This is a genomic window from Streptomyces griseorubiginosus, from assembly GCF_001514195.1.
Taxonomy (GTDB): domain Bacteria; phylum Actinomycetota; class Actinomycetes; order Streptomycetales; family Streptomycetaceae; genus Streptomyces; species Streptomyces griseorubiginosus.
Map to the genome: position 1 here is coordinate 46,424 of NZ_KQ948740.1, position 26,136 is coordinate 72,559.

Annotated in this window: 21 protein-coding genes; 8 read left to right on the plus strand and 13 right to left on the minus strand. The window is 71.5% G+C overall.

Annotated features, from left to right (window positions below; translation table 11 throughout):
• Window positions 1-129: 129 nt before the first annotated feature.
• The 4 genes from AQJ54_RS28275 to AQJ54_RS28290 all read right to left on the minus strand — a co-directional run bounded on the left by AQJ54_RS28275 (window position 130) and on the right by AQJ54_RS28290 (window position 4,384).
• Window positions 130-396 carry a DUF5133 domain-containing protein gene (locus AQJ54_RS28275; protein WP_062030739.1) on the minus strand — a complete coding sequence of 89 codons (267 nt, stop codon included), beginning with the start codon at window positions 394-396 and terminating at the stop codon, window positions 130-132.
• Window positions 397-627: 231 nt separating this feature from the next.
• Window positions 628-1,383 carry a DUF4097 family beta strand repeat-containing protein gene (locus tag AQJ54_RS28280; protein WP_062241948.1) on the minus strand — a complete coding sequence of 252 codons (756 nt, stop codon included), beginning with the start codon at window positions 1,381-1,383 and terminating at the stop codon, window positions 628-630.
• A gap of 48 nt (window positions 1,384-1,431) precedes the next feature.
• Window positions 1,432-2,553, minus strand: coding sequence for a DUF475 domain-containing protein (locus AQJ54_RS28285; protein ID WP_062030736.1), 1,122 nt, complete (start codon window positions 2,551-2,553; stop codon window positions 1,432-1,434).
• Between the two features lie 112 nt (window positions 2,554-2,665).
• Complete coding sequence (locus AQJ54_RS28290) at window positions 2,666-4,384, minus strand: SpoIIE family protein phosphatase (protein ID WP_062241950.1); 1,719 nt, start codon at window positions 4,382-4,384, stop codon at window positions 2,666-2,668.
• Window positions 4,385-4,846: 462 nt separating this feature from the next.
• Between AQJ54_RS28290 and AQJ54_RS28295 the strand changes: the two genes are divergently transcribed.
• Window positions 4,847-5,521: a hypothetical protein gene (locus AQJ54_RS28295; RefSeq protein ID WP_062241952.1), complete on the plus strand. Its 675-nt coding sequence runs from the start codon at window positions 4,847-4,849 to the stop codon at window positions 5,519-5,521.
• A 50-nt stretch (window positions 5,522-5,571) separates the two neighbouring features.
• On the opposite strand, the gene AQJ54_RS28300 is transcribed toward AQJ54_RS28295, so the two are convergent.
• The 5 genes from AQJ54_RS28300 to AQJ54_RS28320 form a co-directional block, all read right to left on the minus strand.
• Entirely contained in the window at window positions 5,572-6,018 is a 447-nt protein-coding gene (locus tag AQJ54_RS28300) for a hypothetical protein (protein WP_062241954.1), read from the minus strand.
• A gap of 112 nt (window positions 6,019-6,130) precedes the next feature.
• Entirely contained in the window at window positions 6,131-6,904 is a 774-nt protein-coding gene (locus tag AQJ54_RS28305) for a chitosanase (RefSeq protein WP_248845456.1), read from the minus strand.
• A gap of 399 nt (window positions 6,905-7,303) precedes the next feature.
• The gene (locus AQJ54_RS28310; RefSeq protein ID WP_020138284.1) at window positions 7,304-7,750 is read right to left on the minus strand and encodes a response regulator; all 447 of its coding nucleotides are present in this window, start codon (window positions 7,748-7,750) and stop codon (window positions 7,304-7,306) included.
• Complete coding sequence (locus AQJ54_RS28315; RefSeq protein WP_062241958.1) at window positions 7,747-9,342, minus strand: sensor histidine kinase; 1,596 nt, start codon at window positions 9,340-9,342, stop codon at window positions 7,747-7,749. The genes AQJ54_RS28310 and AQJ54_RS28315 overlap by 4 nt, the downstream gene beginning before the upstream one ends.
• A 56-nt stretch (window positions 9,343-9,398) precedes the next feature.
• Window positions 9,399-10,592 carry a PP2C family protein-serine/threonine phosphatase gene (locus tag AQJ54_RS28320; RefSeq protein ID WP_062242412.1) on the minus strand — a complete coding sequence of 398 codons (1,194 nt, stop codon included), beginning with the start codon at window positions 10,590-10,592 and terminating at the stop codon, window positions 9,399-9,401.
• A gap of 443 nt (window positions 10,593-11,035) precedes the next feature.
• Here AQJ54_RS28320 and AQJ54_RS28325 point away from each other — a divergent pair, with 443 nt between their 5' ends.
• Together AQJ54_RS28325 and AQJ54_RS28330 are read left to right on the plus strand one after the other, a co-directional pair.
• On the plus strand, window positions 11,036-11,353 hold the full coding sequence (locus AQJ54_RS28325) for a hypothetical protein (protein WP_062241960.1): 318 nt from the start codon (window positions 11,036-11,038) through the stop codon (window positions 11,351-11,353).
• Between the two features lie 279 nt (window positions 11,354-11,632).
• Window positions 11,633-12,544: a glycoside hydrolase family 16 protein gene (locus AQJ54_RS28330; protein ID WP_062241962.1), complete on the plus strand. Its 912-nt coding sequence runs from the start codon at window positions 11,633-11,635 to the stop codon at window positions 12,542-12,544.
• Window positions 12,545-12,552: 8 nt separating this feature from the next.
• Here the strand turns inward: AQJ54_RS28330 and AQJ54_RS28335 are convergent, their stop codons facing one another.
• Together AQJ54_RS28335 and AQJ54_RS28340 are read right to left on the minus strand one after the other, a co-directional pair.
• The gene (locus AQJ54_RS28335) at window positions 12,553-13,428 is read right to left on the minus strand and encodes an LLM class flavin-dependent oxidoreductase (protein WP_062241964.1); all 876 of its coding nucleotides are present in this window, start codon (window positions 13,426-13,428) and stop codon (window positions 12,553-12,555) included.
• 533 nt (window positions 13,429-13,961) lie between these two features.
• Complete coding sequence (locus AQJ54_RS28340) at window positions 13,962-14,996, minus strand: aldo/keto reductase (RefSeq protein WP_062030724.1); 1,035 nt, start codon at window positions 14,994-14,996, stop codon at window positions 13,962-13,964.
• Between the two features lie 156 nt (window positions 14,997-15,152).
• Between AQJ54_RS28340 and AQJ54_RS28345 the strand changes: the two genes are divergently transcribed.
• Window positions 15,153-15,725: a TetR/AcrR family transcriptional regulator gene (locus AQJ54_RS28345; protein WP_062241966.1), complete on the plus strand. Its 573-nt coding sequence runs from the start codon at window positions 15,153-15,155 to the stop codon at window positions 15,723-15,725.
• A 41-nt stretch (window positions 15,726-15,766) separates the two neighbouring features.
• On the opposite strand, the gene AQJ54_RS28350 is transcribed toward AQJ54_RS28345, so the two are convergent.
• Window positions 15,767-18,241 (minus strand): ATP-binding protein, encoded by a 2,475-nt coding sequence (locus tag AQJ54_RS28350; RefSeq protein WP_062241968.1) that lies wholly within the window; start codon window positions 18,239-18,241, stop codon window positions 15,767-15,769.
• A 179-nt stretch (window positions 18,242-18,420) separates the two neighbouring features.
• On the opposite strand from AQJ54_RS28350, the gene AQJ54_RS28355 reads away from it, so the two are divergent.
• The 3 genes from AQJ54_RS28355 to AQJ54_RS28365 all read left to right on the plus strand — a co-directional run bounded on the left by AQJ54_RS28355 (window position 18,421) and on the right by AQJ54_RS28365 (window position 20,381).
• Window positions 18,421-18,876: a carboxymuconolactone decarboxylase family protein gene (locus AQJ54_RS28355; RefSeq protein WP_030325060.1), complete on the plus strand. Its 456-nt coding sequence runs from the start codon at window positions 18,421-18,423 to the stop codon at window positions 18,874-18,876.
• Between the two features lie 110 nt (window positions 18,877-18,986).
• On the plus strand, window positions 18,987-19,445 hold the full coding sequence (locus tag AQJ54_RS28360) for an iron chaperone (RefSeq protein WP_062030718.1): 459 nt from the start codon (window positions 18,987-18,989) through the stop codon (window positions 19,443-19,445).
• A gap of 36 nt (window positions 19,446-19,481) precedes the next feature.
• Window positions 19,482-20,381, plus strand: a complete 900-nt coding sequence (locus AQJ54_RS28365) for a PfkB family carbohydrate kinase (RefSeq protein ID WP_062241970.1) — start codon at window positions 19,482-19,484, stop codon at window positions 20,379-20,381.
• Window positions 20,382-20,457: 76 nt separating this feature from the next.
• Here the strand turns inward: AQJ54_RS28365 and AQJ54_RS46185 are convergent, their stop codons facing one another.
• A complete protein-coding gene (locus AQJ54_RS46185) occupies window positions 20,458-20,631 on the minus strand; it encodes a hypothetical protein (protein WP_020120174.1) in 174 nt (57 codons plus the stop codon).
• A gap of 269 nt (window positions 20,632-20,900) precedes the next feature.
• Between AQJ54_RS46185 and AQJ54_RS28370 the strand changes: the two genes are divergently transcribed.
• Entirely contained in the window at window positions 20,901-26,096 is a 5,196-nt protein-coding gene (locus AQJ54_RS28370) for a family 43 glycosylhydrolase (RefSeq protein ID WP_062241972.1), read from the plus strand.
• The last annotated feature ends 40 nt before the right edge of the window (window positions 26,097-26,136 follow it).

The following is a 26,136-nucleotide window of genomic DNA, read 5'->3' on the forward strand; positions in this document are numbered from 1 at the left end:
CATCGGGCGGCCGCCGGCCGGGGGTGGCGGAGCACCCGAGTACCCGGTCGGCGCACCCCACTCACGCGCGGGGTGCCGGCGTGCACGACGGAGTGGGCCCGCACGCCGGGAGGGTACGGGCCCTGGGGGTCACGCGCCCGCCATCAGGGCGTCGTCGTCGGGGCGGGCGCCAGAGACGCCGGACGCCGGTCGGGCATCGGACGCGCCCGCCAGCTGACGGCGGGCCGCGGTCAGCGCCGAGTCGATGTCACGGGTGCCCGTGGCGATGCACAGGGTGTAGGACACGTCCTCGAGGCGCTGACGTGCCTCGACGCTGCCGTCCTCCGCGTGGAGCACCCGCAACGCCTCGTAGCGCTCGAGGAGATCGGTGAGAAGGACGGGGTGGGCCATGAGCATGGTGTGCTCCTCCAGCTGCGAAGTGAGGGTGGCGAGAGGGTCGGAGACCCACTCCTCCCGCCAGGTCGTTCGGTCAGCCACGGAAGAGCCTTGGGAGGCCGTACCAAGAAGGAGCCGCTTACGGCCGCTTCCGCGGTGGGCCTGTGATCCCAAGCACCTGACCGCCGTCTGCCCCCGGTTCGCAGGACCAAACCAAGCGGGGGCGGCACCACGTGTACGCAGCCTCCGCGGTCAGTCGCGGTGGGCGGTGACGTCGCCGTTGACGGTGGTCAGGGTCATGGCGTGGTTCCGGTCGGGGCGCCGGACCGGGACGGCCACCGTGGCGCGGCCGTTGTCGGTGGACGCGGCGACCCGGTAGGCGGGGCTGTCGTGCGGGACGGTGACGGCGACCGAGCCGTTGACGGTCGTGGCGGTGACGCCCGTGGGTACCGCGGCACAGCCGAGCACCACGTCCCCGTTGGTGGTCGCGGCGTACAGCCGGTGTGCGGCCACTCCCGTCGCGCGGACCGAGCCGTTGCGGGTGGACAGGCGTACGTCGGCGCCCTCGCGGCCCGAACGGGTCAGCGTCACATCGCCGTTGACGGTGGTGATGTCCAGGGTCGCGGTGACGCCGGCCACGTCGACGCCGGCGTTGCGGGCGGTGGCCGTGACCCGAACGCCGTCGGGGATCTCCACGTACGGCATCCGGGGGCAGTCCCGGTCGTCGGCGGCCCGGCCGTCGCAGGTCAGGTCGAGCGTCCAGACGTCGTCGTGGTGGGACCAGTGCTCGTCGACACGGTCGTCCACGGTGACCTGGTCGCCGTCGGCCGGGCGCAGGCGCAGGCCGTTGTCGGTGGCGATCACCACCTGTTGGCCGGCCGCCCCGCGGAGGCTCCGCGGGGCGTGTGCTCCCGTGCCGCCGTCATGACCGCCGCAGGCCGCGGCCAGGGGAAGCAGGGCGAGCAGGGCGACGAGGGATGTCGAACGCCGTACGGGCAAGGGCTTCATACCTCGTCGGTTGCCCCGCTCCCGCCCGGCCATGACGGCGGGTCGGGTCTACGGCACCGGAACCGAGTCCGTCTTCTGCCTGTCCTCGGCGGCCGCCAGCGCCTTGTTGCGGCGCACGGAGGACCAGAAGGACCAGCCGATCAGGACCACGCCGACGAGGCCGGTGATGATCTCGTTGATCTGGTACTGGATCGTGACCATGAGGATCACCGCGAGGGCGCCGATCGCGTAGTGGGCGCCGTGCTCCAGGTAGACGTAGTCGTCCAGGGTGCCCTGGCGGACCAGGTAGACGGTGAGCGACCGGACGTACATCGCGCCGATGCCGAGGCCCAGCGCCATCAGGACGATGTCGTTGGTGATGGCGAACGCGCCGATCACGCCGTCGAAGGAGAAGGAGGCGTCCAGGACCTCCAGGTAGAGGAACATGAAGAACGCGGCCTGGCCCACGAGTTGGACCGCCGAGCCCGGCCTGCCGGAGCGTTCGGCCGCTTCCTCGCGTTCCTCCTCCTCTTCCAGCCGGTTCTCGAAGTAGCCGGAGAGCCCGCCGACGACGAGGTAGGTGATCAGGCCCGCGATGCCGGAGATCAGGACTGTCTGTGCCTTGTCGGCGTGCGCGCCGCCGTGCTGGTGGGCGTGGCCGGCGAAGGTGAAGGCGGTGATCAGGAGGACGATCAGGGCGATGCAGACCGACAGCATGTCGACCTTGCCGAGCTTGGCCAGCGGGCGCTCCAGCCAGGCCAGCCATTTGATGTCCCGGTCCTCGAAGATGAAGTCCAGGAAGATCATCAGCAGGAACATGCCGCCGAAGGCGGCGATCGACGGGTGCGCGTCGGTGACCAGCTGCTGGTAGCGGTCCTTGTCGGTCAGGGCCAGCTGGACCGCGTCGTACGGGTTGAGTTTCGCGGTGATCGCGACGATGACGACGGGGAAGACCAGCCGCATGCCGAACACGGCGATCAGGACGCCGACCGTGAGGAAGATCTTCTGCCAGAAGGCGTTCATCTTCTTCAGGATCCCGGCGTTGACGACCGCGTTGTCGAACGACAGCGAGATCTCCAGTACGGCGAGGATGGCCACGATGCCGAACGCGGCCCATCCGTCGTACAGCACTCCCACGGCGAGGCCGAGCGCGGTCACCGCGAACGCCCAGCGGAAGGTCTTCAGAATCACTGGCACCAAGTCCTGTTGTCGGGCGGTCGCCGGAGTCGGGCGCGGGGACCCGTGGCGTCACGGGCGTTGTCTATCACGGTGGTCCGTCGCCGCGGGGTCGTGGGGGTCGGGTTCACGTGTCGGCGGGCGCCCGCACCGCGAGAAGGGCGACGTCGTCGTCGTTGCGGTCGTGCCGGACGCGGCGCAGCACCTGGTCGGTGAGGGAGGCCAGGGGACGGTGGGCGAGCGAGGCCGCGTGTCTGCTCAGGCGGTGCAGGCCCTCGTCGAGGGTGTGCCCCGGTGCCTCGATCAGTCCGTCGGTGTAGAGCAGCAGGGTGGATCCGGGCGGCAGTACGGCGCTCGCGTCGGTGCGGGGGGTGCGGACCCCGGTGCCCAGGAGGATGCCGTGGCCGTCGGTGAGAAAGCGGGCCAGGCCGTCGTGGCTGATCAGCAGGGGCGGGGGGTGACCGGCGTTGGTCCAGCTCAGCTCCCAGTGGCCGTCGTCCCGCTCCTCGATCCGGGCGAAGATCATGGTGGCCATGCTGACGTCGGTGATGTGCATGATCGCCTCGTCGAGCCGGTCCACGATCCGGCTCGGCGGTTCCTTGTGGGCCCAGGCGTAGGCGCGCAGCATGTTGCGCAGCTGGGCCATGCCGGCCGCCGCCTCCAGGTCGTGGCCGACGACGTCCCCGACGGCGAGCGCGGTGGCCCCGTCGGACAGGGAGAACGCGTCGTACCAGTCGCCGCCGACCTGGGAGGCGTCGGGGGCGGGCAGATAGCGAGCCGTCATCTGGAGGCCGGGCACCTGCGGCAGCTGGGGAAGCAGGTGGTTCTGCATGGTCTCGGCGACCTTGCGCTGGCGCTGGTAGAGGCGCGCGTTGTCCAGGGCCAGTCCGGCCCGGCGGGCGATGTCCTCGATCAGGGGCAGATCGGCGGTGCTGAAGTCGACCGGGTCCTTGGCGCGGCCCAGGGTCAGTGCTCCGAGGACCGCACGGGTGCTGCGGATGGGGGCGATGACGGCCGAGCGGATACCGGTCGCCTCGAACAGGCGGCGCTGCTCGACGGCGATGCCGGAGTCCGGTGCCCGCTGGTAGGTGCGCGGTCCGGCGAGCGCGGAGGCCACCCCGCGCAGCGCCCGGGACAGCGGCATCGGGGATTGGGCGGGGACGGGCGGCATCGGCCCCTGGAGGTCCTCGTGACGCACCAGGCCCTCGCCCTCCGCGTGGACGACGGCGGTACGCCACACCTCGTCCCGCTCGGTGATGAGGTCGACGACGACCCAGTCCGCCAGCCGGGGCACCACCAGCTCCGTGAGCCGCCGCAGTGTCTCCTCGACGTCGAGCGTGGAGGTCAGCCGGGCGGTGGTCTCGGCCAGCAGGGCGAGCCTTTGCAGCTCCGGCATCGGTCCGGCCGCCGTGCCCGGGCCCTGGCTCCGGGCGGGCTCCGGCGCCTGCCGGGCGTGCAGGAGCACCAGCGTGCCGGCTTCCCCGTCCCCGGCGTCGTACGGGGTGATCACCCAGGAGACCGGCAGCAGTGTGCCGTCGCCGCACTCGAACCAGTCCTCGTCGGCCTGTGCGGTGCGCCGGTCGTGGAAGGCCTGGCGCATGCGGCACTGGCTCCTCGGCAGGGGGTGCCCGTGGGCGTCCCGGTGCAGCAGGTCGTGCGCGTCACGGCCGAGGAGACGCTCGGCGGGCCGGACCAGCAGCTGCTGGGCACGGGCGTTCACGGCGATGACGTGGCCCTCCTCGTCCACCACGTACGCCGCGGTCCCGATGGCTTCCAGCGCACCGGTCAGCGCGGCGGCGGGGGCCGCCGGCTCTCCGCGGGGCTCCGTGTCCTCCGGCCCTGGCATGTCGTCCTCTCCTCGCTGGTCGGCCCCGTGCGACGGCGTACGACCCTCGACGGTTCCGTCCCTCCCGGGTCCCCCGCCTCGCTGGATCCAGCCTCGGTGAATCCCCGCGTCGGTGAATCCAGCCTCACCCCGTGCGGTGTGGGTGCAACCGGGTTCCCCCGGGTCGCCCGGCGAAAGCCAGCCGTGGCAGACCGAGGGCTGCTGTCCGTCGTCGGGGGGCCGGTGGGATGGCGCCGCGAACCGGCGCTCCTGGTGGTGGCGGTGGGATGGCGCTGCCAACCCGGCGCTACGCGTGGTGGCGGTGGTACGCGGGGCGTGGCGGGCGCCTCTCGACGCGCCCCCCGGCGCTTCGATGCGCTGGGGGTGGATGGCCGAATTCCCTCTGCGTGCAGGGGACTTGGCCGTGCGCTGGGTATCGGTGGAGAGAGGGGCGCGAACCGACGTCAGAGGGGGGCCGGGGCTGTGGCACGTCTGTCGTGGACGTCCGGCCCGGTCCCGTCCCGTCGGCTGCGGAAACGGCATCTGGTGCGCCGACTGCGCGCCGAGGGCCGCTACGGGCCCAGGTTCCGTGATGTGCTGCCCGCCTTCGCCGGTGTGGTGGCGGTCGTGTGCGCGGTGGTCGCCGCGCTCACCGTCGGCTATCACGCCGTCGGGCCCGCCGTGCCCGTCGCGGGGGTGGCGTTCCTGGCCCTGGCCGTCGTGGCCGGGGTCCGGCGCGGGCGGCCCGGTGCCCGCCGCCGCCTCGGCTACTACACCGCGGACGAACTGTTCGCCCTCGACACCGAGGGGCTCGCACTGGCGGTGGCGCGGATGTTGCGCCGGGACGGGTGGCGGGTGCGGCTGCTGCCCGCGCCGGACCGGCCGCGCCTGTGTGCCAGGGACGCGGCCGGTCGGCGGATCGACGTGGCCTTCCGGCCGGTGGCCGAACCGCTCCCGGACGAGGACCTGCCGCATCCCCACCCGCACCGCGGGGAGCGGGACTCGGCGCTGCGTCTGGTCGTGCATCGCGGTGTCTTCAGTGCCCGCGACGTCCGGTGGGCCCAGCGGGAGGAGACGATCCGGCTGCTCGACGGTCCCGCTCTCCGGAGCTGGGCGGCCGGTACCCGCCTCAACGACCTTCTGTCACAAGGGAACTGACAGAGCACCAGGCCCGTCCGGGAGAATCGCTCAGGTCCTGGAGGAGGCGCTCAGATCCGGCCGCCGGTCATCCGGGTGATCGGCCCGAGGGTGTGACGCCCGGCGCGGCGGCCCGCCGCGTACGACGTCACGCTGAGCACCGTGAGGCCCGCGCCGACGCCCGCGGCGATGAGCTTGCGCTGGGCGACCACCGTCCAGGCGGTCTTGGCGACGGCGGCGGCCTGCCCCGAGGCGGCGACGACGGTCTGCCGGCCGACCTCGACACCCTTGGCCGCGGTCTGGGCGGCCCCGCTGACCGCCTTGGCGGAACGCTCGGTCACGTCCTTGGTCGCGTTCTTGGCGGCTGACGCGGTGTCATCCGTCTTGGCGGCGGCCTTGGACGCGGCCTTGGACGCGGGAGCCGTCGCCTTCGCCGTGGTGCGCCGGGCCTTGGAAGCGGCCGTCCGAGCCGGCGCGGAATCTTGGTTCGTCTGCTCGTTCGATTCACTCATGGACATCGCGTTACCGCTCGTTCCGACGCCAAACACACTCCGCCCTGAGCGATTTCACGACAAGCGTTCGCGTGTACGGCCCGACGCTGGGCGATCCCCTCGCCGGGCCGCTCTCACGTCAGCCGATGTGGTAACTGTCGCCGTAGACCTTCCAGTCGAGCGGCGGGTTCAGGTCGAGGTTGCCCTGGCGCAGGAAGACGCGTTGTGCGGTGTCCACCCGGCTGGTGTCGCTGTGGGCCTCCTCCTGCTTCATCGCCCACACGCGCGCGTCGAGGAAGGCGTTGAGGTACGTGGTCTCGTTGCCGCCCTGCGCCGGCGGCTTGGCCGTGCGCAGGGCGCGTCGGCGGATGCTGCTGAAGCTGGTCGCGTCGCCGCCGTCGCCGTGCATGACGATGGCGTCGTAGTAGGCGAACTGGCCGAGCGCGCGCAGCCCGTCCGCCTTGCCCTGGCGGACGGCGGGGTTGAAGTAGACGCGGTCGCGTTCGTCGTTCTGGGCCTGCTGGAACGCGGAGTCCTGGGCGGCCTTGCGCCAGTCGGCGGGGAAGTTCGGGTCCAGGCCGGAGTGGGAGTCGGTGCCGTTGACGCGCCGCAGGGCCGGCAGGTACCTGGCGAGGACGTTGCCGGGCTTGCGGTCGGTGTAGAGCTGGACGAGGTCGAGCATGTCCCCGGTGCCGGAGCAGAAGCCGATGATGCCGGCGGTGTAGCCGCGGCCGTCGCGTATGTCCTCGATGTACTTGTACTGGGCCTTCCAGTCGAGCGAGGAGTTCTCCGCGCTCGACACCAGCTTCATGGCGATCTCCTTCTTCGCGGGGTCGTCGAGACCCGGCACGGCCGCGGGCGCCGCCGTGGCGATCGCGGGGCTGAGGATGCCGGCGCAGGTCACCGCGCCCATGAGGGCGAGGACGGCACGGCGGGAGGTGTGGGCGGTCGGCTGCACTGCGTCAGGTTCCACGGGGGCTCCAAGTGGAGGTGGGGGGTGGCGAGTTGGCCCGAACTTGGTCCGGACCTGATTGTTAGTAATGTTTCCTACCAGTGCGCGACGCGACCAGTAACCCACTGCACCGAAAGTTTGGAGAATCGAACGAACTACGGGCGGGGGAACCTCAGTTCGACAGCATTAGTTCCGCGGGACGCTCTTGAACGAAGTCGACGGCGTCACCGACCAGGCGTCCCCAGAGAGTGGCCACGAAGGCGTACTCGCCGCTGAGCCGGGCGCTCCTCAGCGCACCGGCACGCGCCGCGCCGGCCGGCGACGACTGACGGCCGGCCGGCCGGGTTTCCGTTTCGCGGGTCAGAAGTGGCGGGGCAGGCGGACGACCTGGACGAAGAAGTCGTCGATCTGGCGGACCGCGGCGATGAACTGGTCCAGGTCGACCGGCTTGGTGACGTAGGCGTTGGCGTGGAGGCGGTAGCTGCGCAGGATGTCCTCCTCGGCCGCCGAGGTGGTCAGGACGACGACCGGGATGTGGGACAGCTCCGGGTCGGACTTGATCTTCTCCAGGACCTGACGGCCGTCGTACTTGGGCAGGTTCAGGTCGAGCAGGATCAGGTCGGGCTGCGGCGCCTCGGTGTGCTCGCCGCGCCGGTAGAGGAAGTCGAGCGCCTCCTCGCCGTCCCGCACCACATGGAGCGTGTTGCCGATCTTGTTGTCCTCGAACGCCTCACGGGTCATCAGCTCGTCGCCGGGATCGTCCTCGACGAGGAGCACGTCTATCGGCCTGGCGGCAGGGGTGGTCATGTCAGAGCCTTTTCCTCGGTGCCGATCCCGGACGCCTCCGGGGTCTCGACGAAGGACGGGAGGGTGAAGCAGAAGCGCGTGCCGTCCGTGTGAGCGGTGTCGATCCAGATCCTGCCACCGTGCTGTTCCACGATCTTCTTGCACAGGGCCAGCCCGATGCCGGTACCGCCGTAGGCGTCCCGGCCGTGCAGCCGTTGGAAGATGATGAAGACCTTCTCCGTGAACTGCTCGGGGATGCCGATGCCGTTGTCCGTGACGGTCATGAGCAGGCTGTCCGGCTCGTCCGGGTCCGTGTCGCAGGTGATGGACACGTGCGGGGCGAGCTCCGGCCGGCGGAACTTGAGGGCGTTGCCGATCAGGTTCTGCCACAGCATGGCCAGCAGGGTCGGGTCCCCGACGATCTCGGGCAGCCGCTCGGGCCGGTCCACGCGGGCGCCGGACTCCTCCACGGCGGCCCCCAGGTTGGCCAGCGCCTTGTCCAGCGCCTGGTCGAGCCCGACGGGCACCCGGGCGTCGTTGACGCGTCCGACCCGGGAGAAGGTCAGCAGGTCGTTGATGAGCACCTGCATGCGCCGGGCCCCGTCGACGGCGAAGTCGATGTACTGCCGGCCCCGGTCGTCCAGCGCGTCGCCGTAGCGCTTCTCCAGCAGCTGGCAGAAGGAGGCGATCTTGCGCAGCGGTTCCTGGAGGTCGTGGGAGGCGACGTAGGCGAACTGCTCCAGCTCGGCGTTGGAGCGGCGCAGTTCCACGGCCTGTGCGTCCAGGTCGGCGGTCTGCTGGGTCAGCGCCTCCTGGTGTTCGCGGGATGCCTCCAGCTCGGCCACGATGTGCCAGCGCATGCCCTCGACGGCGTTGGCCACCGCGATCAGGTCGGCCGGGCCGCCGACGGAGATGACGTGGCCGAAGTCGCCGCCCGACACCCGCCTCGACGCGCTGCTCAGCGCCTCCAGGGGGCGGGTCACCAGGAGCCGGACCAGGACGGCGCAGGCCAGGCCGGCCAGCAGGAAGGCCGCCACCATGCCGCCGAGGACCCAGTCGCGGACCTTGCGTTCATGGACCAGACGGGCGCGCCCGTCCTCGACCGCCTTCGTCAGGTCGGCGTCCTGGCGGTCCCACAGGGCACGCAGACGGTCGAACTCCTTGCCGCCCCGGTCGGCCTTCGCCCGGTCCGGCGGCCGGGGGCTGCCCGGGGTGAGCGAGGCCGCGACGGGTTCGGCGTAGACACGGCGCCACTCGGCCGCCTGGTCCTCGATCGCCCTGAGGTCGGCCAGCAGTTCCGGGCGGTCGCCGATGAACCCCCGCAGTCGCGCGGCCGAGTCGGCCTCGTCCCGCTTGCCCTGCGTGTACGGGTCCAGGAACTGCCGGTCGGCGGTGATCGCGTATCCGCGAATGCCCGTCTCCTGGTTCACCTGCGCCGCCTGGAGCCGGTACGCCTCGGTCTGGGCCGGCTGGATGCGCCGCAGCAGTTGGTCGCTCACCTCCGCCGTCCGGCTCAGCAGATGGGCGCCGACGAAGCTGCCGACCACCACCAGCAGCGTCATGAGGGCCAGCAGCAGGTAGAACCAGCCCTGCACCGTCAGTCGGCGTCCCATCCGTGCCACGCCCGTCACTCGTCCCACTCTGTGCTCCGCCACCACGTCCCGCTCACTCAGTTCCAGTTCAGATGGACGACGGCCACGTCGTCCGCCAGTCCGCCGCGCGCCTCGGCCAGGCTCTCGGCCTTCTCGATCAGCCCGTCGACGAACTCCTCCGGGTCCAGGCCCGCTCCCTCCCGGGCGAGGGCCAACAGGCCTTCCTCGCCGAGGCGTTCGGGGCCACGGCTGACATGCCCCTCGAACAGTCCGTCGGTGAAGAGCATCACCGACGCACCCGCCGGGACCGGCAGCTCAGCGGTCGGCCAGCACGCGCCGCCGGGGAGCATGCCGAGGGCCGGTCCGCCCGGCACCTCCACCCACTCGACATCGGCCCCCGTGCGTCTCAGCAGACCGTGGTGACCGGCCCGTACGACCCGCGCCCGCTGCTCCCCCGGTACCGCGGCCAGGCTCACCAGGGTGGCGAAGACCTCGTCCCGGGCACGCTCGGCCATCAGCAGTTCCTCGAGGCGGGCCATCTGCTCCGCCCCGGTGATGCCGCTCAGGACGAGGGTGCGCCAGGCGATCCGCAGGGCGACTCCCAGGGCCGCCTCGTCCGGGCCGTGCCCGGAGACGTCCCCGATGAGCGCGTGGAGGGTGCCGTCGGCGGCCTGGACGATGTCGTAGAAGTCGCCGCCGAGGAGGGCCTGCGCACGGCCGGGCCGGTAGCGGGCGACCACACGGACGCCCTCGGCACGCAGCAGGGGGCGGGGCAGGAGTCCGCGTTCGAGGCGGGCGTTCTCCTGCGCCTGGAGCGCGCCGGCCTGGAGGGCGACGGCCGCCTGCTCGGTGTGCTTGCGCTGGATCGCGTAGCGCACGGCACGTCCGAACAGCTCGGGCTCGACCCGGCCCTTGACCAGGTAGTCCTGCGCGCCGGCCGCGACCGCGGCGAGGCCGGTCTGCTCCTCGGCGAGCCCGGTGAGGACCACGATCGCCACCTGCTCGGCCAGCCCCTGCACCAGGGAGACGGCTTCGAGGCCCTGCGCGTCCGGGAGGTGCAGGTCGAGCAGGACGCAGTCGGGTGTCTCGGTGGCGAGCACCTCGGCGGCCTCGGTCATCGACCGCACCCAGCGCAGGTCCATCTTCATGGTGCCGTCGACCACGAGTTCCTCGACGAGCACCGCGTCGCCGGGATCGTCCTCCACGAGCAGCACCGAAGGCTCCCAGAGCTCCCACGCCGTCTCGGCAGCGGCTGCCGTCGTCGGAACCAACTCGGCAGCCTCAGTCTCCGGGATCACTGCGCTCCCGACCTCCCCAGCCCATACATGTCGTCCGTCTTCGCACGTCGCCGGGGCGACGCCGTAGCACGGTCGGAACAACCATCCGATTCACCGCTCACGCGGGTCCGGCCGCGTGGCCCCCGCGGGGTACCCCTCCCCACGGTCCCGATCCCGTGGCCGATCTCACCTCATGGGCACGTCCTCACCAGCGTGAGGGCAGGGGCGGGGAGCGCCATGGGGCCTGTGCCGGCCCTCAGCGACGTCGTCATCGTCCGCCCATCCCGAGACTGCGGTTGTCCTGGCCGCGTTTACCCCCGATCCGCTCGACCATGCCCGGCGATCATCCGGACCCCGCCGTCTCCGCCTTCCGGCGCGATCTCCTGGTTCCGATCCATGTCGTGGGGAACCGGGAAGGACGTCAGAAAGGAGTCCCCGTGACCACCTACGTGATCACCGTCCCCGGCACGTTCCTCAACGAGGTCCCCGACAGCGTCTGCTCCGACGTCGGGCGACGGCTGCGGCCCCAGGACCCGAGGAACACCGATCTCGGGGAGAGCGAGGAGCTGAGTCTGCTGAGCGTGGAGGACGACGGCGTGTTCGCCGCCCGGGTCGAGGTCGAGGCCGCCGACCGGTCCGAGGCCGAGGCGGAGGCGGTACGGCTGGTCTCCCGGGCCCTGCGGGACAGCGGCCTGTCCGAAGGGGACGCGGCGCTCGGACAGGCGGTCGTGACCGGTATCGACAGCGAGTTCTGAGGCGGGCGCAACGGGTATCGACGGCGAGTTCTGAGGCGCGCGCAGAACTGGCCGTCTGGTGCGCGGCCGGCACCGGCGATGGTGCGCAGTCGGTACGCGGGATGGTCCGCAGTCGTTACGCACGATGGTGCGCGGACGGTCGGGGGATGGCGCCGTGGGCCTCCGCGGGCGAGGATGTTCTCTTCGCGCAGTGCAGTCCGCGCCCGCGGTCCACGGCTCTTCCGCTGCTCCGCGGCCGGCACGGACGACGTCGGCCGCCGGTCCTGAAGGAGCCCCGGGATGGGTTCACACGCAGCGCCGCACCACCGCAACAGGCGCCTGTTGGTGCTGGCCTCGGGCCTGATGCTCGTGGTCGGCGGGCTCCTGGGCCTCCCCCGTGCCGACGGCGCTCCCGCCGAGGGCGACGCCTGCCACACCGCGAGCACACGGCTGCCCCGCGGGGACTGCGGGCCGTTCTGGCAGGTCCTCGCCGAGGACTTCAACGGCGACCGGGTGCCGCTGGGTTCCTTCAGCGACTGCGAGCACGACGTGGACACGTCCGCGGCCTACTGCGGTGGACTGAAGGGGAAGTACCGGGACAACTGGTGGGCGTATCCGACGGGTTGGCCCGACACCGCCCGCAGCCGGGGGCGGCAGGTGGTGGGGGTCTACCACCCGGAGGACACCGTGAGCGTCGGTCCCGCGGCGGACGGCGACGGAAGGATGTCGGTCCGGATGTGGCGGCCCGCCGACGGGGGTCCCGTCCATGCGGCGGCCCTGGTGCCGCGGGCGGTGATGCAGATGAAGTACGGCAAGTACAGCGCGCGCATCAAGGTCACCGAGCCGGCGCCGGGGTACAAGTCCGCCTGGCTGCACTACGGCGGGGGCTGCGAGATGGACCACCCCGAAGGCGAGTGGGACGGTGAGCTCAGCTCCTTCCACCATCCGTGCGGTGGCGGTGAGCAGGGTTACTTCCCGGGCAGCGACGACTGGACGCACTGGCACACCGTGTCCACCGAGTGGACGCCGGGGCATGTCCGGTTCTTCGTCGACGGCCGCCTGACGGGTCATGACACCCGCGGGGTACCGGACCGGCCCCTGTCCTGGGTCCTCCAGAACGAGAGCGCGCTGGAGGGTCCGGTCGCGGCGCCGGGGAGCAGTGCGCGGCTGGAGATCACGTGGGTGGCGGCGTACGCGTACGGCTGGAAGTGACGGCCGGGTCAGAGGGACGGGGTGATGAGCTCGTCGGCGACCCACTGGGCGACCTGGGCGGGATAGGGGGTCGGCAGGCCGAGGACGATGTGGGTGAAGCCCTCGGTGATCGCTTTGCCGATGGCCCTGCGGGCGGGGGCGGGGGCGTCGTAGGAGATGGCGATGTGGATCGAGCGGGTGATCTCGGCGGGGTCGCGTCCGATCTCCTCGCAGTAGCGGTCCAGCAGGGCGCTGCGGCGGGCGGCGTCCTCGATGTCGCCGCCGGGGATGTTCCACAGGTCGGCGTGTCGGGCGGCGGTGCGCAGGGTCGAGGAGGCGCGGCCGCCGATGAGTATCGGGGGGTGGGGGCGCTGGACCGGCTTGGGGTTGCCGAAGGCTCCCGTGAGGTGGTGGTAGGTGCCGTGCGCGTCGAAGGGCTTCTCCTCGGTCCACAGGCGCCTGATCAGCGTGCAGGCTTCGTCGAGGCCGCCCACCGCGTGCGCGGAGTGGTGGAAGGGAAGCCCGTGGGCTTCGTACTCGCGCCTCGCGAGGGGGTGGCCTGGTCGGGAGCCGACGCCGATGCCGAAGTCCAGCCGGCCGTCGGAGACGATGTCGACGGTCGTGGCGATCTTGGCCAGCAGGGCGGGCGGCCGGAACCGGTTGCTGGTCACCATGACGCCGAGCCGCAGCCGCCGGGTCTGAGCGGCCAACGCCGACAGGAGCGTCCAGCCTTCGTACGCCGGTCCGTCGGGGTCGCCGCCGATCGGCATGAGGTGATCGAAGAGCCAGGCGTGCCGGATCGCGGGGATGGCGTCCGCCTCGCGCCAGACGCGGAGGATGTCGTGGTAGCCGGTCTGCATGGGGGCGGTCATGATGCCGAAGCTGGGCGGGGGTTGGTGGGGCATGGGCGGACCTTTCCTGTACGGCGGTGGGTAGGTGTACGGCGATGGGCGGCCGGTGGGTGGGGCGGGGTCTTCGGTTCGACTCGGCTCGGCGTTAGGGGGGTCGGCGGGTTGCGGGGCATGGGGCCGTGGCTGCTCGGGGCCTGGCTCGTGGGCCACGGTTCCGGGCGGGGGCAGGCGGGGTGGGGCGGGCCGGGATGCGCGGCGCGGGCACACACGGCAGGGGCTGTGAGCCGCCTCGGTACACGCCCGCACCCGCGCCGCACGGCCCGACGGCTCCCTCGTCGCCCTTCGCTTCGTTGGTCCCCTTCGCACGCGCCAGCGGTCAGCGGGGACGCGGGGTTGCGTCGGGGCCACCTGCCGCCTTGACGCACGCCCGCGGCAGCGATCAGCGGCGGCGTCGGGCCCACGAGCCGCCTTGGTGCACGTCCCGGGGCCACGAGCCGTCTTGGTGCACGTCCCGCGCCCGTGTCGCGCAGCCCGGCAGCTCCTGCACCCCCTCGCCCCGCCTTAATCCACCTCGCCCCCTTCGTCCCCTACACCCGCGGCAGCGGTCGGCGGCGCAGGGTCGTGTCGAGGAGGGACGGTGGGGTGTCGAACTTCTCCTCCGGGGCCAGGTCGGTGCCGGGGGTGACGATTTCGTCGATCGCGTCGAGCACGTCGGCGGTCAGGACCGTGTCCGCGGCGGCGAGTTGGGAGTGCAGGTGGTCGACCGTGCGCGGGCCGAGGAGGGCGCTGGTGACGCCGGGGTGCGCGGTCACGAAGCCGAGGGCGAGTTGGATCAGTGAGAGTCCGGCCTCCTCGGCGAGTGCCGTCAGCCGCTCCACGGCGGCGAGCCTGGTCCGGTTGGCCGGCAGGGTGGTGTCGAAGCGCGCCGGCAGGAACCCCGAGCGATGGGTGGTGATGTCCCGGCCCTCACGGATCGCGCCGGACAGCCAGCCCGAGGCCAGCGGACTCCACGCCAGCACGCCGAGGCCGTACTCCTGGGTGACGGGCAGGACATGGGTCTCGATGCCCCGCTGGAGGATGGAGTAGCTGGGCTGTTCGGTGACGTAGCGGCTCAGGTGGTGCTCGCGGGCCGCCCACTGGGCCTGCACGATGCGATGGGCGGGGAAGGTCGAGGAGCCGAAGTAGCGGATCTTTCCGGCGCGTTGGAGGTCGGTGAGGGCCGACAGCGTCTCCTCGTCGCTGGTCCTCGGGTCCCAGCGGTGGATCTGGTACAGGTCGACGTGGTCGACGCCCAGACGGCGCAGGCTCGCCTCCAGCTCCGTGACCAGCCAGCGGCGCGAACTGCCCTGGTGATTGCGCTCCTCGCCCATCGGCATGCCGGCCTTGGTGGCCAGAACGAGGTCGTCGCGGCGGCCCGCGATGGCCTTGCCGACCATCTCCTCCGACTCGCCGTCGCCGTACATGTCGGCGGTGTCGATGACGTTGACCCCGGCATCGAGGGCAGCGTCGACGATCGCGGTGGCCTCCTCCTGTGTGGTGCGGCCGATCCGGCCGAAGTTCATCGCGCCGAGCGCGAGGGAGCTGACCTGCACACCGGTGCGGCCCAAAGTGCGGTACTGCATGAGCGTGATCCTCCAGAAGGGCGTGAAGCCACACGGCACGACACGGCATGGCTTGGTCGCGAGAGTCCCGCTCTGCCATCATGAGCAAACGGAACCTCGTTCCGGAACGATACGGAACACCGTTCCGTTTTTGCAAGCGAGGGAGGAAACAGCACGGTGAACGACAGCTCAGGGCGCGAGGCCCCGCGCCGGAAGGACGCCCGGCGCAACAAGGAGACCCTCCTCGACGCGGCCGCCGCGGTGTTCGTCGCCAAGGGCGTCGAGGCGCCGGTGCGTGACATCGCCGCCGAGGCCGGCGTGGGGCTCGGCACGATCTACCGGCACTTCCCCACCCGGGCGGACCTGATCATCGCCGTCTACCGGCACCAGGTCGACGCGTGCGCCGAGGCCGGCCCCGCCCTGCTCGCGAGCAGTCCCACCGCGCACACCGCACTGGAGCAGTGGATCAACCAGTTCGTCGACTTCCTGGTCACCAAGCACGGGCTGGCGGGCGTGCTTCAGTCCGACAACTCCGGGTTCGACACGCTGCACGCGTACTTCCTCGACCGCCTGGTGCCCGTGTGCACCGAGCTGCTCGACGCCGCGGCCGAAGCCGGGGAGATCCGCTCCGGCGTCGAGGCGTACGAGTTGATGCGCGGCGTCGGCAACCTCTGCATCGGCGCGGACACCGACCCGCGCTACGACCCACGCCGCCTGATCGGAATCCTGGTCGCCGGGCTCAGGGCGTGACGAGGCGCACCGGGAAGCCCTGACGTGCTGGACGACACTCCTTACCGCACCTCCGGCAGCAACGCCCGTGCCGCCTCGCGGTGTTCTGCCGCCGCCGTCGGGTCCGTGGTGTCGAGAACCGTCGCCAGGCCTTCGTGGGCGAGAGCCTCGGCGTGACGGTTGCCGAGTTTCGGGGCGAGGGCGAGGGCTTCGTGGTGCAGGCGCAGGGCCCGGTCGGGGAGGCCCGCCAGCCGGCAGGTCTCGGCGTAGGGGTGCAGGAAGTGGATCTTCCAGTGGTCCTCGAAGAGTTCGTCCAGCAGCGAGAACGCCTGTTCGTGAGCGGCCAGGGCCTCCTCCTGTCGGCCCATCCGGCGCAGGGCCACGCCGAGACAGTTCAGGCACCAGGCCTCGTTGTGCCGGTGCCCGTCCTCCCGGGCCAGCGCGAGCGCCCGGTGGAGGTGCTCGCCGGCCGCGTCGGGGTCCTCGTGGGCGACAGCCACACCGAGGGTGATCAGGGCCGTCAGCGTGGGCGGCCACGCGCTGTCGGCGTGCGGGACCTCCAGCGCCGTGCGGGCGAGCTGCGCGGCCTCCTCGCGGTGTCCGAGCTGGAGCAGCGCCCAGGCCTCGTACGCGGTCGCGTGGGCCGTGCCCATGGGGCAGTCGGCGTCCGCGTACAGCTTGCCCGCCAGCCGGAACAGGTCGAGCGGTTCCTCGACGTACCCCTCGTCCCATCGCAAGTAGCCGCGCCGCATGGCCAGTTCGGCCTCGACGCGCAGGTCGCCCGACCTGGCCAGCAGTGATGCCGCCGACTCGTACGCGGCCGCCGCTTCCGCCGTCCGGCCCGCGTTGTAGCGGGCGAAGCCCAAGTCGCTGTGTGCTTCCGCGAGTTGGAGCGGGTCTCCCAGGCGTTGCGCGGCGGCCAGGGAGTGCTCGAAGAGGCCGTTGAGCATGGTGGTGCCGCAGCGGCGGGCGAAGTACGACCGCATGAAGCGCGGCAGCTCGCACAGGTGCCGGTCGGCGCCGGCCCTCTGCGCCGCCTCGAACGCGGCCAGGAGGTTCAGGTACTCCGTGCCGAACCAGATGAGCGCGGCGATCTTGTGGTCGAACCGCGGCAGCTCGGCCGGCGGGCCGTCCACGGAGGGCCGCCGGCGCAGGCCCGGGAACGGCATCGCGGCGTCCGCGGCGGCGGCCGCGTGCACATAGTGGTCGAGGACCCGGGTGAGCGCCCGGTCCCGGTCCGTCTCGGAGTCCTGCTCGACGGTGGTGCGCAGGGCGTGCTGGTGCACCAGGTCGTGGAGGCGGTAGCGGCCCGCCGCCGGCTGCTGCACGAGGTGCGCGTCCAGGAGGTCCTCCAGCATCGCGCGGGCGTCGCGCAGCGGCACGTCGGCCAGGGCCGCCGCCACGTACTCGTCGAACGACGACCCCGGCAGCAGGCCCAGCAGCCGGAACAGCCGGGCCTTCGCGCGGTCCAACTGCCTTACGGACATGGCGAAGGCGGTGTCGAACTCGCCGGCTCCCTCCGCCATCCGCTCGACGAGGATGCCCACCGTCCAGCCGGGCCGGTGCCGCAGCCGGGCCGCGGTCAGCCGCAGGGCCAGCGGCAGCCGGCCGCACAGCCGCAGCACCTCGGCGGTGTTCTCGGGGTCACGGGCGAGGCGGCCCTCGGGGTCGTCGGCCTCGCCGCTGGCGCGGGCCAGCAGTTCGGCGCTCTCCTGCTCGGTGAGGACGTCCAGGGAGACCGGCGGGACCTCGTCGAGGCCCAGCAGCCGGTTGCGGCTGGTGATCAGGGCGACCGAGGAACCGGCGCCGGGCAGCAGCGGACGGACCTGGTCGGCGTCGGCCGCGTTGTCGAGGACCACGACCGCCCGCCGGTGCGCGAGCTCGGCGCGCCAGCAGGCGGCGAGTTCCTCGACGCCGCCTTCCTGCGGGACCTTCTCGGAGGGCACGTCCAGTGCGGCGAGCAGGGTCCGCAACGCGCGGTCGGGGTCGAGCGGCTCACGGCCCGCGGTGAAGCCGTGCAGGTCGAGGTAGAGCTGGGCGTCCGGGTAGTCGGCGGCGAGCCGGTGCGCGGCGTGCACCGCCAGGCAGGTCTTGCCGACGCCCGCCATGCCGTCGAGGGCGATGACCCGGCTGTCGGCGACCCCGTCGAGCACCGCTCGCAGCTGGGCCGCACGTCCGGTGAAGTCGGGCACGTCGCGCGGCAGGTCGTTGCGGGGCGGCCGCGGCACCCCGGCGGGCGGCGACGGGGGCGGGACCTGGCGGCTGGTCCTCGGCGGTGCCGGCAGGGGGCTGGAGGCCCGCTCCCACAGGGGGCGCAGCGGGCGCGGGTCGCGCTGGACCAGGCGGCAGAGGGCGATCACCGCGGGCCAGGGCGGGACCGTCCGGCCGCTGAGGTAGCGGGACAGGGACGAGGAGCTGAGCCCGGCGTCCCGCGCGAGGGCCCGTACGCCCCGTTTCGACAGCTCCTGGAGCAGGCGCAGTCTTGCCGCCAGCTCCTCCTGCGGATCGCCGCCGGCTGTTCCGCCGTGCTCCACCACTGTCCCCCGCCCCCTGTGTCCCGCCGCGGCCCGCCGTGTCCAGACCGGATCGTGCCTGCTCAAAGCCGTTTCGCCTGTCCCACGGTGTCCCACGGCCGTCGTCCTGACAACCCCTCTGGGCTGAGATGGAACCACGCCCCGCAGGGACGGGGCACCCGATCCGCAGAGGAGAGCATCAGATGCAGTCCCGTATGCAGAACCCCGCCGTCGTCCTGTCCGACGCGATGCAGCCCATCCAGCAGCTCATGAAGACCGTCCACACCGGCGGGGTGGACGGGCAGACGCTGGAGCTGGTGCATCTGCGGGTCAGTCAGATCAACGGGTGCAGCGCCTGTGTCGACGGCGGCGCCAGGACCGCCCGCAAGGCGGGGGTGAGCGACGAGCGGCTGGCCACGGTCGCCGCGTGGCGCGAGGCCCCGTACTTCAGCGAGGAGGAGCGGGCGGCGCTCGCGCTCGCCGAGGCGGCGACCCGTCTTGCCGACCGTCCCGACGCGGTGAGTGACGAGATCTGGGACGCCGCCGCCACCTATTTCGACGAGAAGCAGCTGGCCGCGATCGTCCTGATGGTCGGCGTGACCAACCTGTTCAACCGGCTCAACGCCACGACCCGGCAGATCGCCGGCGCGTGGGGATGACCTGCGCGGCGGCCCTCGGGACGTGAAGATGTCCCTGAGCGTTCCGCCGCCCTCGTGCCACACCCTGCCCCACTGATTTCCGTGACGTCCGTGCACCAGGAGGAGACATCATGACCGGCACCCGCAAGACGACGAAGAGGACCGAGACGTTCACCGCCGAGGAGCGCGCCGCGATGAAGGAGCGCGCCCAGGAGGTCAAGGCGTCGGCGCGCCGTGGCTCGCGGGCCGACAAGGCGGCGGAGGACGAGGCCGCCGTGGTCGCGAAGATCGCCGAGATGCAGGACTCGGACCGGGTCATGGCCGAGCGGATCCACGCCGTGGTGAAGGCGAGCGCGCCGGACCTGGCTCCCAAGCTCTGGTACGGGATGCCCGCGTACGCCAAGGACGGCAAGGTCGTCTGCTTCTTCCAGAGCGCGCAGAAGTTCAACGCCCGGTACGCGACCTTCGGGTTCAACGACAAGGCGGAGCTCGACGAGGGCACCATGTGGCCGACGGCCTTCGCGCTCACGAGGCTCACGGCGGCGGACGAGGCGCGGATCGGTGAGCTGGTGAAGCGGGCGGCGGGCTGAGGGACCGGGAAGCGGGACGACAGGAGGGTCGAGAGGGTGCACAGGCCGACGAACAGCCGACGTCCCGTGGGGCTGTTCGTCGGCCTGTGCACCTTGGACGTCGTCCAGCTCGTGGACCATGTGCCGGGTGCCAACGAGAAACTGACGGCCCGTGAGCAGGTGGTGGCCGCGGGCGGACCGGCGGCGAACGCGGCGGTGACCTTCGGCCATCTGGGCGGTACGGCAAGGCTGCTCACCGGGATCGGCGCACATCCGCTGGGGGTCGCGGTGGCGGCGGATCTGGGTCGCCTCGGCGTGGACGTGGTGGACCTGGCGGCCGGTTCGGTCGAGCCGCCGGCCGTGTCGTCCATTCTGGTCACCGCATCGAGCGGGGACCGCGCCGTCGCCTCGACCAACGCGGTCGGGCGGAGCCTCTCACCGCCCGCCGGTCTCGACGCGCTGGTGGCCGGCTGCGACATCGTCGAGTTCGACGGCCACCACGGGGAGTTGGCGGTGGCCGCGGCCCGTGCGGCGCGGACCGCCGGTCGTCGCACGGTGCTCGACGGGGGCAGTTGGAAACCCGGGACGGAGGAGCTGCTGGCGTCGATCGACGTGGCCGTGTGCTCGGCGGACTTCCGGCCGCCCGGCACGGAGGGCCCCGAGGACGTCCTGCGGTTCCTTCGGGAGCGCGGGGTCGCCTGGTCGGCGGTCAGTCGAGGAGAGCGGCCGATCCTGTGGGCGGGCGGCGACGGCGGCGGCACCGTGGAGGTGCCGGCCGTGCGGGTCGCGGACACGTTGGGCGCGGGGGACGTCCTCCATGGGGCGCTGACCCATCACCTCGCGGTTCAGGGCGAGTTGACCGTGGACGGGTTCACCGAGGCCTTGCGCGAAGCGGCGGTGGTGGCTTCGCGGGCGTGCGCTTCCTTCGGCACCCGTGCCTGGATGCGGGAGAGTTGACGTACAGAGGATTCCGTACCGATGTCGCCGGGCTGCCCCACGTCTGGGGCAGCCACTCACCACCCGCGACCGCTCACTACCGGCGACCGCGCACGTTCCAGCCGCTGCCGATGCCGGCCAGGTGAAGGGCGAGCACCATGAGGCCGAGCAGCATGATGTTCGTCGACGTGAAGGTGTCGTTCGTCGAGATGTCCGCGGCGTTGATCAGAAAGGAGATGAAGAACAGGACCGCGGAGATGATGGCGAGCATGGGGCCCGTCCCTTCAGGTGACTGGGTCATGGCATTTGACTTGGTCATGACCTTCCGTACAGCCCGGTTGCCCCCAACTCTCCTTCACATGCCGGGAAATGAGTTGTTCGGCCAGTCGGACATCGTTCGAAAACTCTTGACGCTCCCGTGGGACGCGATTGACACTCTCGCAACACGACGTCACACCGCCGAAACGGCAGGGTGCTCACGGCCGAGGCCCCGCCATGCCTCCCGGTGGGGCCCCGCCATGTCTCAGCAGGGAACCCCACATGACGCACTTCGCACGTCCGCGCCTGCGCGCGAGACGCCGGGCGGGCCGCCTGGGCGGTCTGACCGCCGCGGCACTGCTCCTGGGCCTCACCGCACCCGTGCTCCCCGCCCACGCGGCGGACACCGCGGGCGTCGCCGACGGGCCCGCCCTCTGGTACAAGCTCGACGCCGCCTCCGGCAGCACCGTCCCGGACGCCTCCGGCCACGGCCGCGACGGCACCCTGAACGGCACCGCCGACTGGTCGAACCCGGGGCAGGGGCTCGCCTTCAACGGCTCCGACACCTACATCAAGGTGCCCGACGACGTCATGAAGGGCATGACCTCGATCAGCGTCTCCATGGACGTGCAGATCGACCCGGCACAGAGCACGCCGTACTTCCTCTACGGCTTCGGCAACTCCAGCGGCGGCACCGGCAACGGGTACCTGTTCGCCACCGGCAACTCCCTGCGCACCGCGATCGCGAGCGGCAACTGGTCGACCGAGCAGAACACCAGGCCCGACGACGCGCACAACCTGGCCCGCGGGGTGTGGAAGCAGCTCACCTACACCCAGACCGGAAGCACCGGCATCCTCTACGAGGACGGCGTCGAGGTCGGCCGCAACACGGCGGTCACCATCACGCCCGGCTCCATCGGCGCCGGCTCCACCACCGCCAACTACGTGGGCAAGTCGGTCTATTCGGGCGACAAGCTCTTCAAGGGCCGCATCCGGGACTTCCGCGTCTACGACCGCGCCCTCAGCCCCGCCGAGGTCGACGAGCTGACCCTGCCGATCGCGGCGGAGGGTGTCGCCGCCGACAAGGCCGCGCTGAGCCTCGGCGACACCAGCGCGGTCACGGCCGACCTGGTCCTCCCCAAGTCCGGCACGGCCGGCGGGTCGACCATCACCTGGGCCAGCGACCACCCCGACGTGGTGTCCGCCACCGGCAAGGTGACCCGCCCCGCCGCCGGCGAGCCGGACGGCCACGCCACCCTCACGGCGACCCTGAAGAAGGGTTCCGCCACCGGCACCAAGAGCTTCGAGGTCACGGTCCTGCCGGCCTTCGACGACCGGACGGCCACCGAGAAGGCGGCCGCGAGCCTCGTCGTGCACACCATCGACGACGTGCGCGGCAACCTCACCCTGCCGACGAGCGGTGACTACGGCACGGCCGTCTCCTGGTCCTCCGCCGACAAGGAGGTGGTCGCGGACGACGGCGTGGTCCACCGCCCCGCGCACGGCGCCGGCGCCACGGCCGTCGAACTGACCGCCACCGTCACCAAGGGCGCGGCCACGGCGACCCGCACCTTCACCGCGAAGGTCACCGAACTCCCGGCGAAGCAGGCCCTCAAGGGCTACATGTTCAGCTACTTCACCGGCGAGGGCACCTCGGACGGCGAGCAGCTCTACGCCGCGCTCAGCAAGGGCGACGACCCGCTCAAGTGGCGGGAGTTGAACGACGGCAAGCCCGTCCTGACCTCCACGCTCGGCGAGAAGGGTTTGCGCGACCCGTTCATCATCCGCTCTCCCGAGGGCGACAAGTTCTACCAGATCGCCACCGACCTCAGGATCTACGGCAACGGCGACTGGGACGCGGCCCAGCGCACCGGCAGCAAGTCCATCATGGTCTGGGAGTCCACCGACCTGGTGCACTGGACGAACCAGCGGCTGGTCAGGATCTCCCCCGACAGCGCGGGCAACACCTGGGCGCCGGAGGCGTTCTACGACGCGCAGCGCGGCGAGTACGTGGTCTTCTGGGCGTCGAAGCTGTACGACAACGCAGGGCACTCGGGCGACACCTACAACCGCATGATGTACGCGACCACCCGTGACTTCTACACCTTCAGCGAGCCCAGGGTCTGGGTCGACCGCGGCTACTCGGTCATCGACTCCACGATGATCCAGCACGACGGCACCTACTACCGGCTGTCGAAGGACGAGCGGAACAACTCCTCCTCCACGCCCAACAGCAAGTTCATCTTCGAGGAGAAGAGCGACTCGATCCTCGGTTCGTGGACCCCGGTGGCCGAGGGCATCGGCAAGGGGACGATGAGCGCCGCCGAGGGACCGCTGGTCTTCAAGTCGAACACCGAGAACAAGTGGTACGCCTTCCTCGACGAGTTCGGCGGCCGCGGCTACCTCCCCTTCGAGACCACCGACCTCGACTCGGGCGTCTGGACCCCGTCGACCGGCTACGACCTGCCGGCCAGACCCCGGCACGGCACCGTCCTGCCGGTCACCCAGGCCGAGTACGACCGGCTGCTGCGCGCCTACCAGCCCGACCGGCTCGTGGAGAGCGTCCAGGACATCAACGTGAAGACACGCACGGGTGAGGCGCCGGTCCTGCCCGCCACCGTGATCGCCACGTACGCCGACGGAGTCAAGCGCCCCGTCGCGGTCACCTGGGAGGACGTGCCGGCGTCGAAGTACGCCCAGCCCGGCACCTTCACGGTCACCGGCAGCCTCCCGGACGGCGCCGCGATCCCGGTCCTGGCCGAGGTCACCGTCTCCGCCGAGGGTCCCGACATCCCGGCCGACCTGCTGCTGCACTACGGCTTCGACGAGACGTCCGGCAACATCGCGGTCGACTCCAGCGGTCACGGCTACCACGGCACCTACGTCGGCACGCCCGGCTTCGGCACCGGCGTCGAGGACGGCTCGTTCAAGATGTCCGGTGACTCCGGCTCGCCGTACGTGAGGATCCCGAACGGTGTGCTGAAGAACGCCGGCAGCGTGACCGTGTCGACGTACGCCAAGTGGAAGGGCGGCAGCAGCTTCCAGTGGCTGTTCGGGCTCGGCCCCGACAGCGACAGGTACCTGTTCGCCACGCCCTCCAACGGCGGCAACAGCCTCTACTCGGCGATCACCAAGGCGAGTTGGTCGGCGGAGTCGAAGCTGACGGCGGGCTCGCAGCTCACCCCGGGCCAGTGGCGGCACGTCACCGTGACCCTCGACGGAGCGACCGGCCGGATGGTCCTCTACGTCGACGGCGTCGAGGCGGCCCGTACGACGACCACCATCAAGCCGTCCGAGCTCTACGACGCGAACAAGGACTACAGCGGCTACATCGGCAAGTCCCTGTACGCGGCCGACCCGTCCTTCGGCGGCGAGGTCGACGACTTCCGCATCTACGACCGTGCGCTGACCGCCGCCGAGGTCATGGAGCTCAGCGGCAACACCGCGGGCATCGCGAGGGCGACGCACCCGGCGCTGAAGGTCGACGCGATCGTGGACGACGCCGACGGCAAGGTCACGCTGCCCATGAAGGAGGGCACCGATCTGACCGCGCTGGCACCGGAGTTCACCCTCGCGCACGGAGCGGCGATCAGCCCCGCCTCCGGCAGCGTGCAGGACTTCAGCAAGCCGGTGACCTACGAGGTGACCGGGTCCGACGGCAAGAAGCGCACCTGGACGGTGTCGGCGCTCGTCATGAAGAGCCCGGTGCTGCCCGGTCTCAACGCCGACCCGAACATCGTGCGGTTCGGCGACACCTTCTACCTCTACCCGACCACCGACGGCTTCCCGGGCTGGAGCGGCACGCAGTTCAAGGCGTACTCGTCCACCGACCTGGTCCACTGGAAGGACCACGGAGTCATCCTCGACCTCGGCCCCGACGTGTCCTGGGCGGACAGCAGGGCCTGGGCGCCGACGATCGCCGAGAAGGACGGCAAGTACTACTTCTACTTCTGTGCCGACGCCAACATCGGTGTCGCGGTGTCCGACTCGCCGACCGGTCCGTTCAAGGACGCGCTGGGCAAACCCCTCCTGAAGGCCGGCCTGTACAGCGGCCAGATGATCGACCCGGCCGTGTTCACGGACGACGACGGGCAGTCGTACCTCTACTGGGGCAACGGGCGGGCCTACGTGGCGCCGCTGAACGCCGACATGACCTCCCTCGACCTCACGAAGATGAAGGACATCACGCCCAGCGACTACCGCGAGGGCTCGTTCGTCATCAAGCGGGGCGGCACCTACTACTTCATGTGGTCGGAGAACGACACCGGCGACGAGAACTACCGCGTCGCCTACGCCACCGGCCCCTCCCCCACCGGCCCCTGGACCAAGCGGGGCGTCATCCTGGAGAAGGACCTCTCGCTCGGCATCAAGGGACCCGGCCACCACTCGGTCGTCCATGTCCCGAACACCGACGACTGGTACATCGCCTACCACCGGTTCGCGATCCCCGGCGGTGACGGCACGCATCGCGAGACGACCGTCGACAAGCTGGAGTTCGACGCCGACGGCCTGATCAGGAAGGTCGTGCCCACGCTGACGAGCATCGACCCGGTGAGCGTCGTGCACGCCGGCGCGGACGGCAGCGGCACCGAGGGCGGCGCGATCGCGCTGCACGGCACGATCTCCGGCGCGGGCAGCCCGAAGTGGACGGCCGAGAAGGGGGCTCCCTGCACCTTCGCCGACCCGAACGCGGCCGCCACGACGGTGACGTGTTCCGACAACGGCACCTTCCGGGTCACGCTCACCGGCGGCCGCAGCAGCGACACGGCGACGGTGAAGGTGGCCAACGCGGCACCGGTGGTCACCTCCGCCGCGGGTCCGCAGTCCCCCGTGCAGCTCGGCAGGCCCGCGGTCGTCACGGCCGCGTTCACCGACGCAGGTGCCGGTGACACGCACAGCTGCGTGGTCGACTGGAAGGACGGGAGCGCGCCGCGGTCCGGCACGGTCACCGCTTCCGGCTGCCGGGCCGAGTACACGTACGCCAAGGCCGGGATCCGCCGGCCGGTGGTCACCGTGACCGACGACGACGGCGCCTCGGACAGCCGGACGCTTGCGGAGCTGGTCGTCTACGAGCGTGCCGCCGGTCCGGTGCTCGGTGCCGGTGTCCTCACCTCCCCGGCCGGCGCCTACCCGGCCAGGCCGACGCTGACGGGCCACGCCGCCTTCTCCTTCGCGGCGGCCTACCTGCCGGGACTCACGGCGCCGGTGGGCGAGGTCTCCTTCGACTTCGGCCCGGCCAAGCTGAAGTTCCGCTCGACAGGGTCCGACTGGCTGGTGGTATCCGGCTCCCAGGCCGTCTACCAGGGGTCCGGCCGGGTCAACGGCACGGACGGGTACGCCTTCCGGGTCACCGCCACCGACGCGCCGGACACCTTCCGCCTGCGGATCTGGAAGAAGGCCGGCGGTGAGGTCGTCTACGACAACCTGACCGCCGCGAAGATCACCGGCCTCGTCGCCGTCGGCGGCGGCCGGCGGTAGTCCCCCTCCACGGAGCTCCGTCGACAGCGTGCGCTGTCGA

What these genes read in the sequence shown, in the direction of transcription:
- AQJ54_RS28280 (WP_062241948.1), bottom strand. Translation starts at nt 1,383, where the DNA reads ATGAAGCCCTTGCCCGTACGGCGTTCGACATCCCTCGTCGCCCTGCTC.
- AQJ54_RS46185 (WP_020120174.1), bottom strand. Translation starts at nt 20,631, where the DNA reads ATGCTCGCCATCATCTCCGCGGTCCTGTTCTTCATCTCCTTTCTGATC.
- AQJ54_RS28315 (WP_062241958.1), bottom strand. Translation starts at nt 9,342, where the DNA reads ATGGGACGCCGACTGACGGTGCAGGGCTGGTTCTACCTGCTGCTGGCC.
- AQJ54_RS28330 (WP_062241962.1), top strand. Translation starts at nt 11,633, where the DNA reads ATGGGTTCACACGCAGCGCCGCACCACCGCAACAGGCGCCTGTTGGTG.
- AQJ54_RS28275 (WP_062030739.1), bottom strand. Translation starts at nt 396, where the DNA reads ATGCTCATGGCCCACCCCGTCCTTCTCACCGATCTCCTCGAGCGCTAC.
- AQJ54_RS28310 (WP_020138284.1), bottom strand. Translation starts at nt 7,750, where the DNA reads ATGACCACCCCTGCCGCCAGGCCGATAGACGTGCTCCTCGTCGAGGAC.
- AQJ54_RS28355 (WP_030325060.1), top strand. Translation starts at nt 18,421, where the DNA reads ATGCAGTCCCGTATGCAGAACCCCGCCGTCGTCCTGTCCGACGCGATG.
- AQJ54_RS28300 (WP_062241954.1), bottom strand. Translation starts at nt 6,018, where the DNA reads ATGTCCATGAGTGAATCGAACGAGCAGACGAACCAAGATTCCGCGCCG.
- AQJ54_RS28335 (WP_062241964.1), bottom strand. Translation starts at nt 13,428, where the DNA reads ATGCCCCACCAACCCCCGCCCAGCTTCGGCATCATGACCGCCCCCATG.
- AQJ54_RS28370 (WP_062241972.1), top strand. Translation starts at nt 20,901, where the DNA reads ATGACGCACTTCGCACGTCCGCGCCTGCGCGCGAGACGCCGGGCGGGC.
- AQJ54_RS28360 (WP_062030718.1), top strand. Translation starts at nt 18,987, where the DNA reads ATGACCGGCACCCGCAAGACGACGAAGAGGACCGAGACGTTCACCGCC.
- AQJ54_RS28305 (WP_248845456.1), bottom strand. Translation starts at nt 6,904, where the DNA reads ATGGGCGCGGTGACCTGCGCCGGCATCCTCAGCCCCGCGATCGCCACG.
- AQJ54_RS28290 (WP_062241950.1), bottom strand. Translation starts at nt 4,384, where the DNA reads ATGCCAGGGCCGGAGGACACGGAGCCCCGCGGAGAGCCGGCGGCCCCC.
- AQJ54_RS28340 (WP_062030724.1), bottom strand. Translation starts at nt 14,996, where the DNA reads ATGCAGTACCGCACTTTGGGCCGCACCGGTGTGCAGGTCAGCTCCCTC.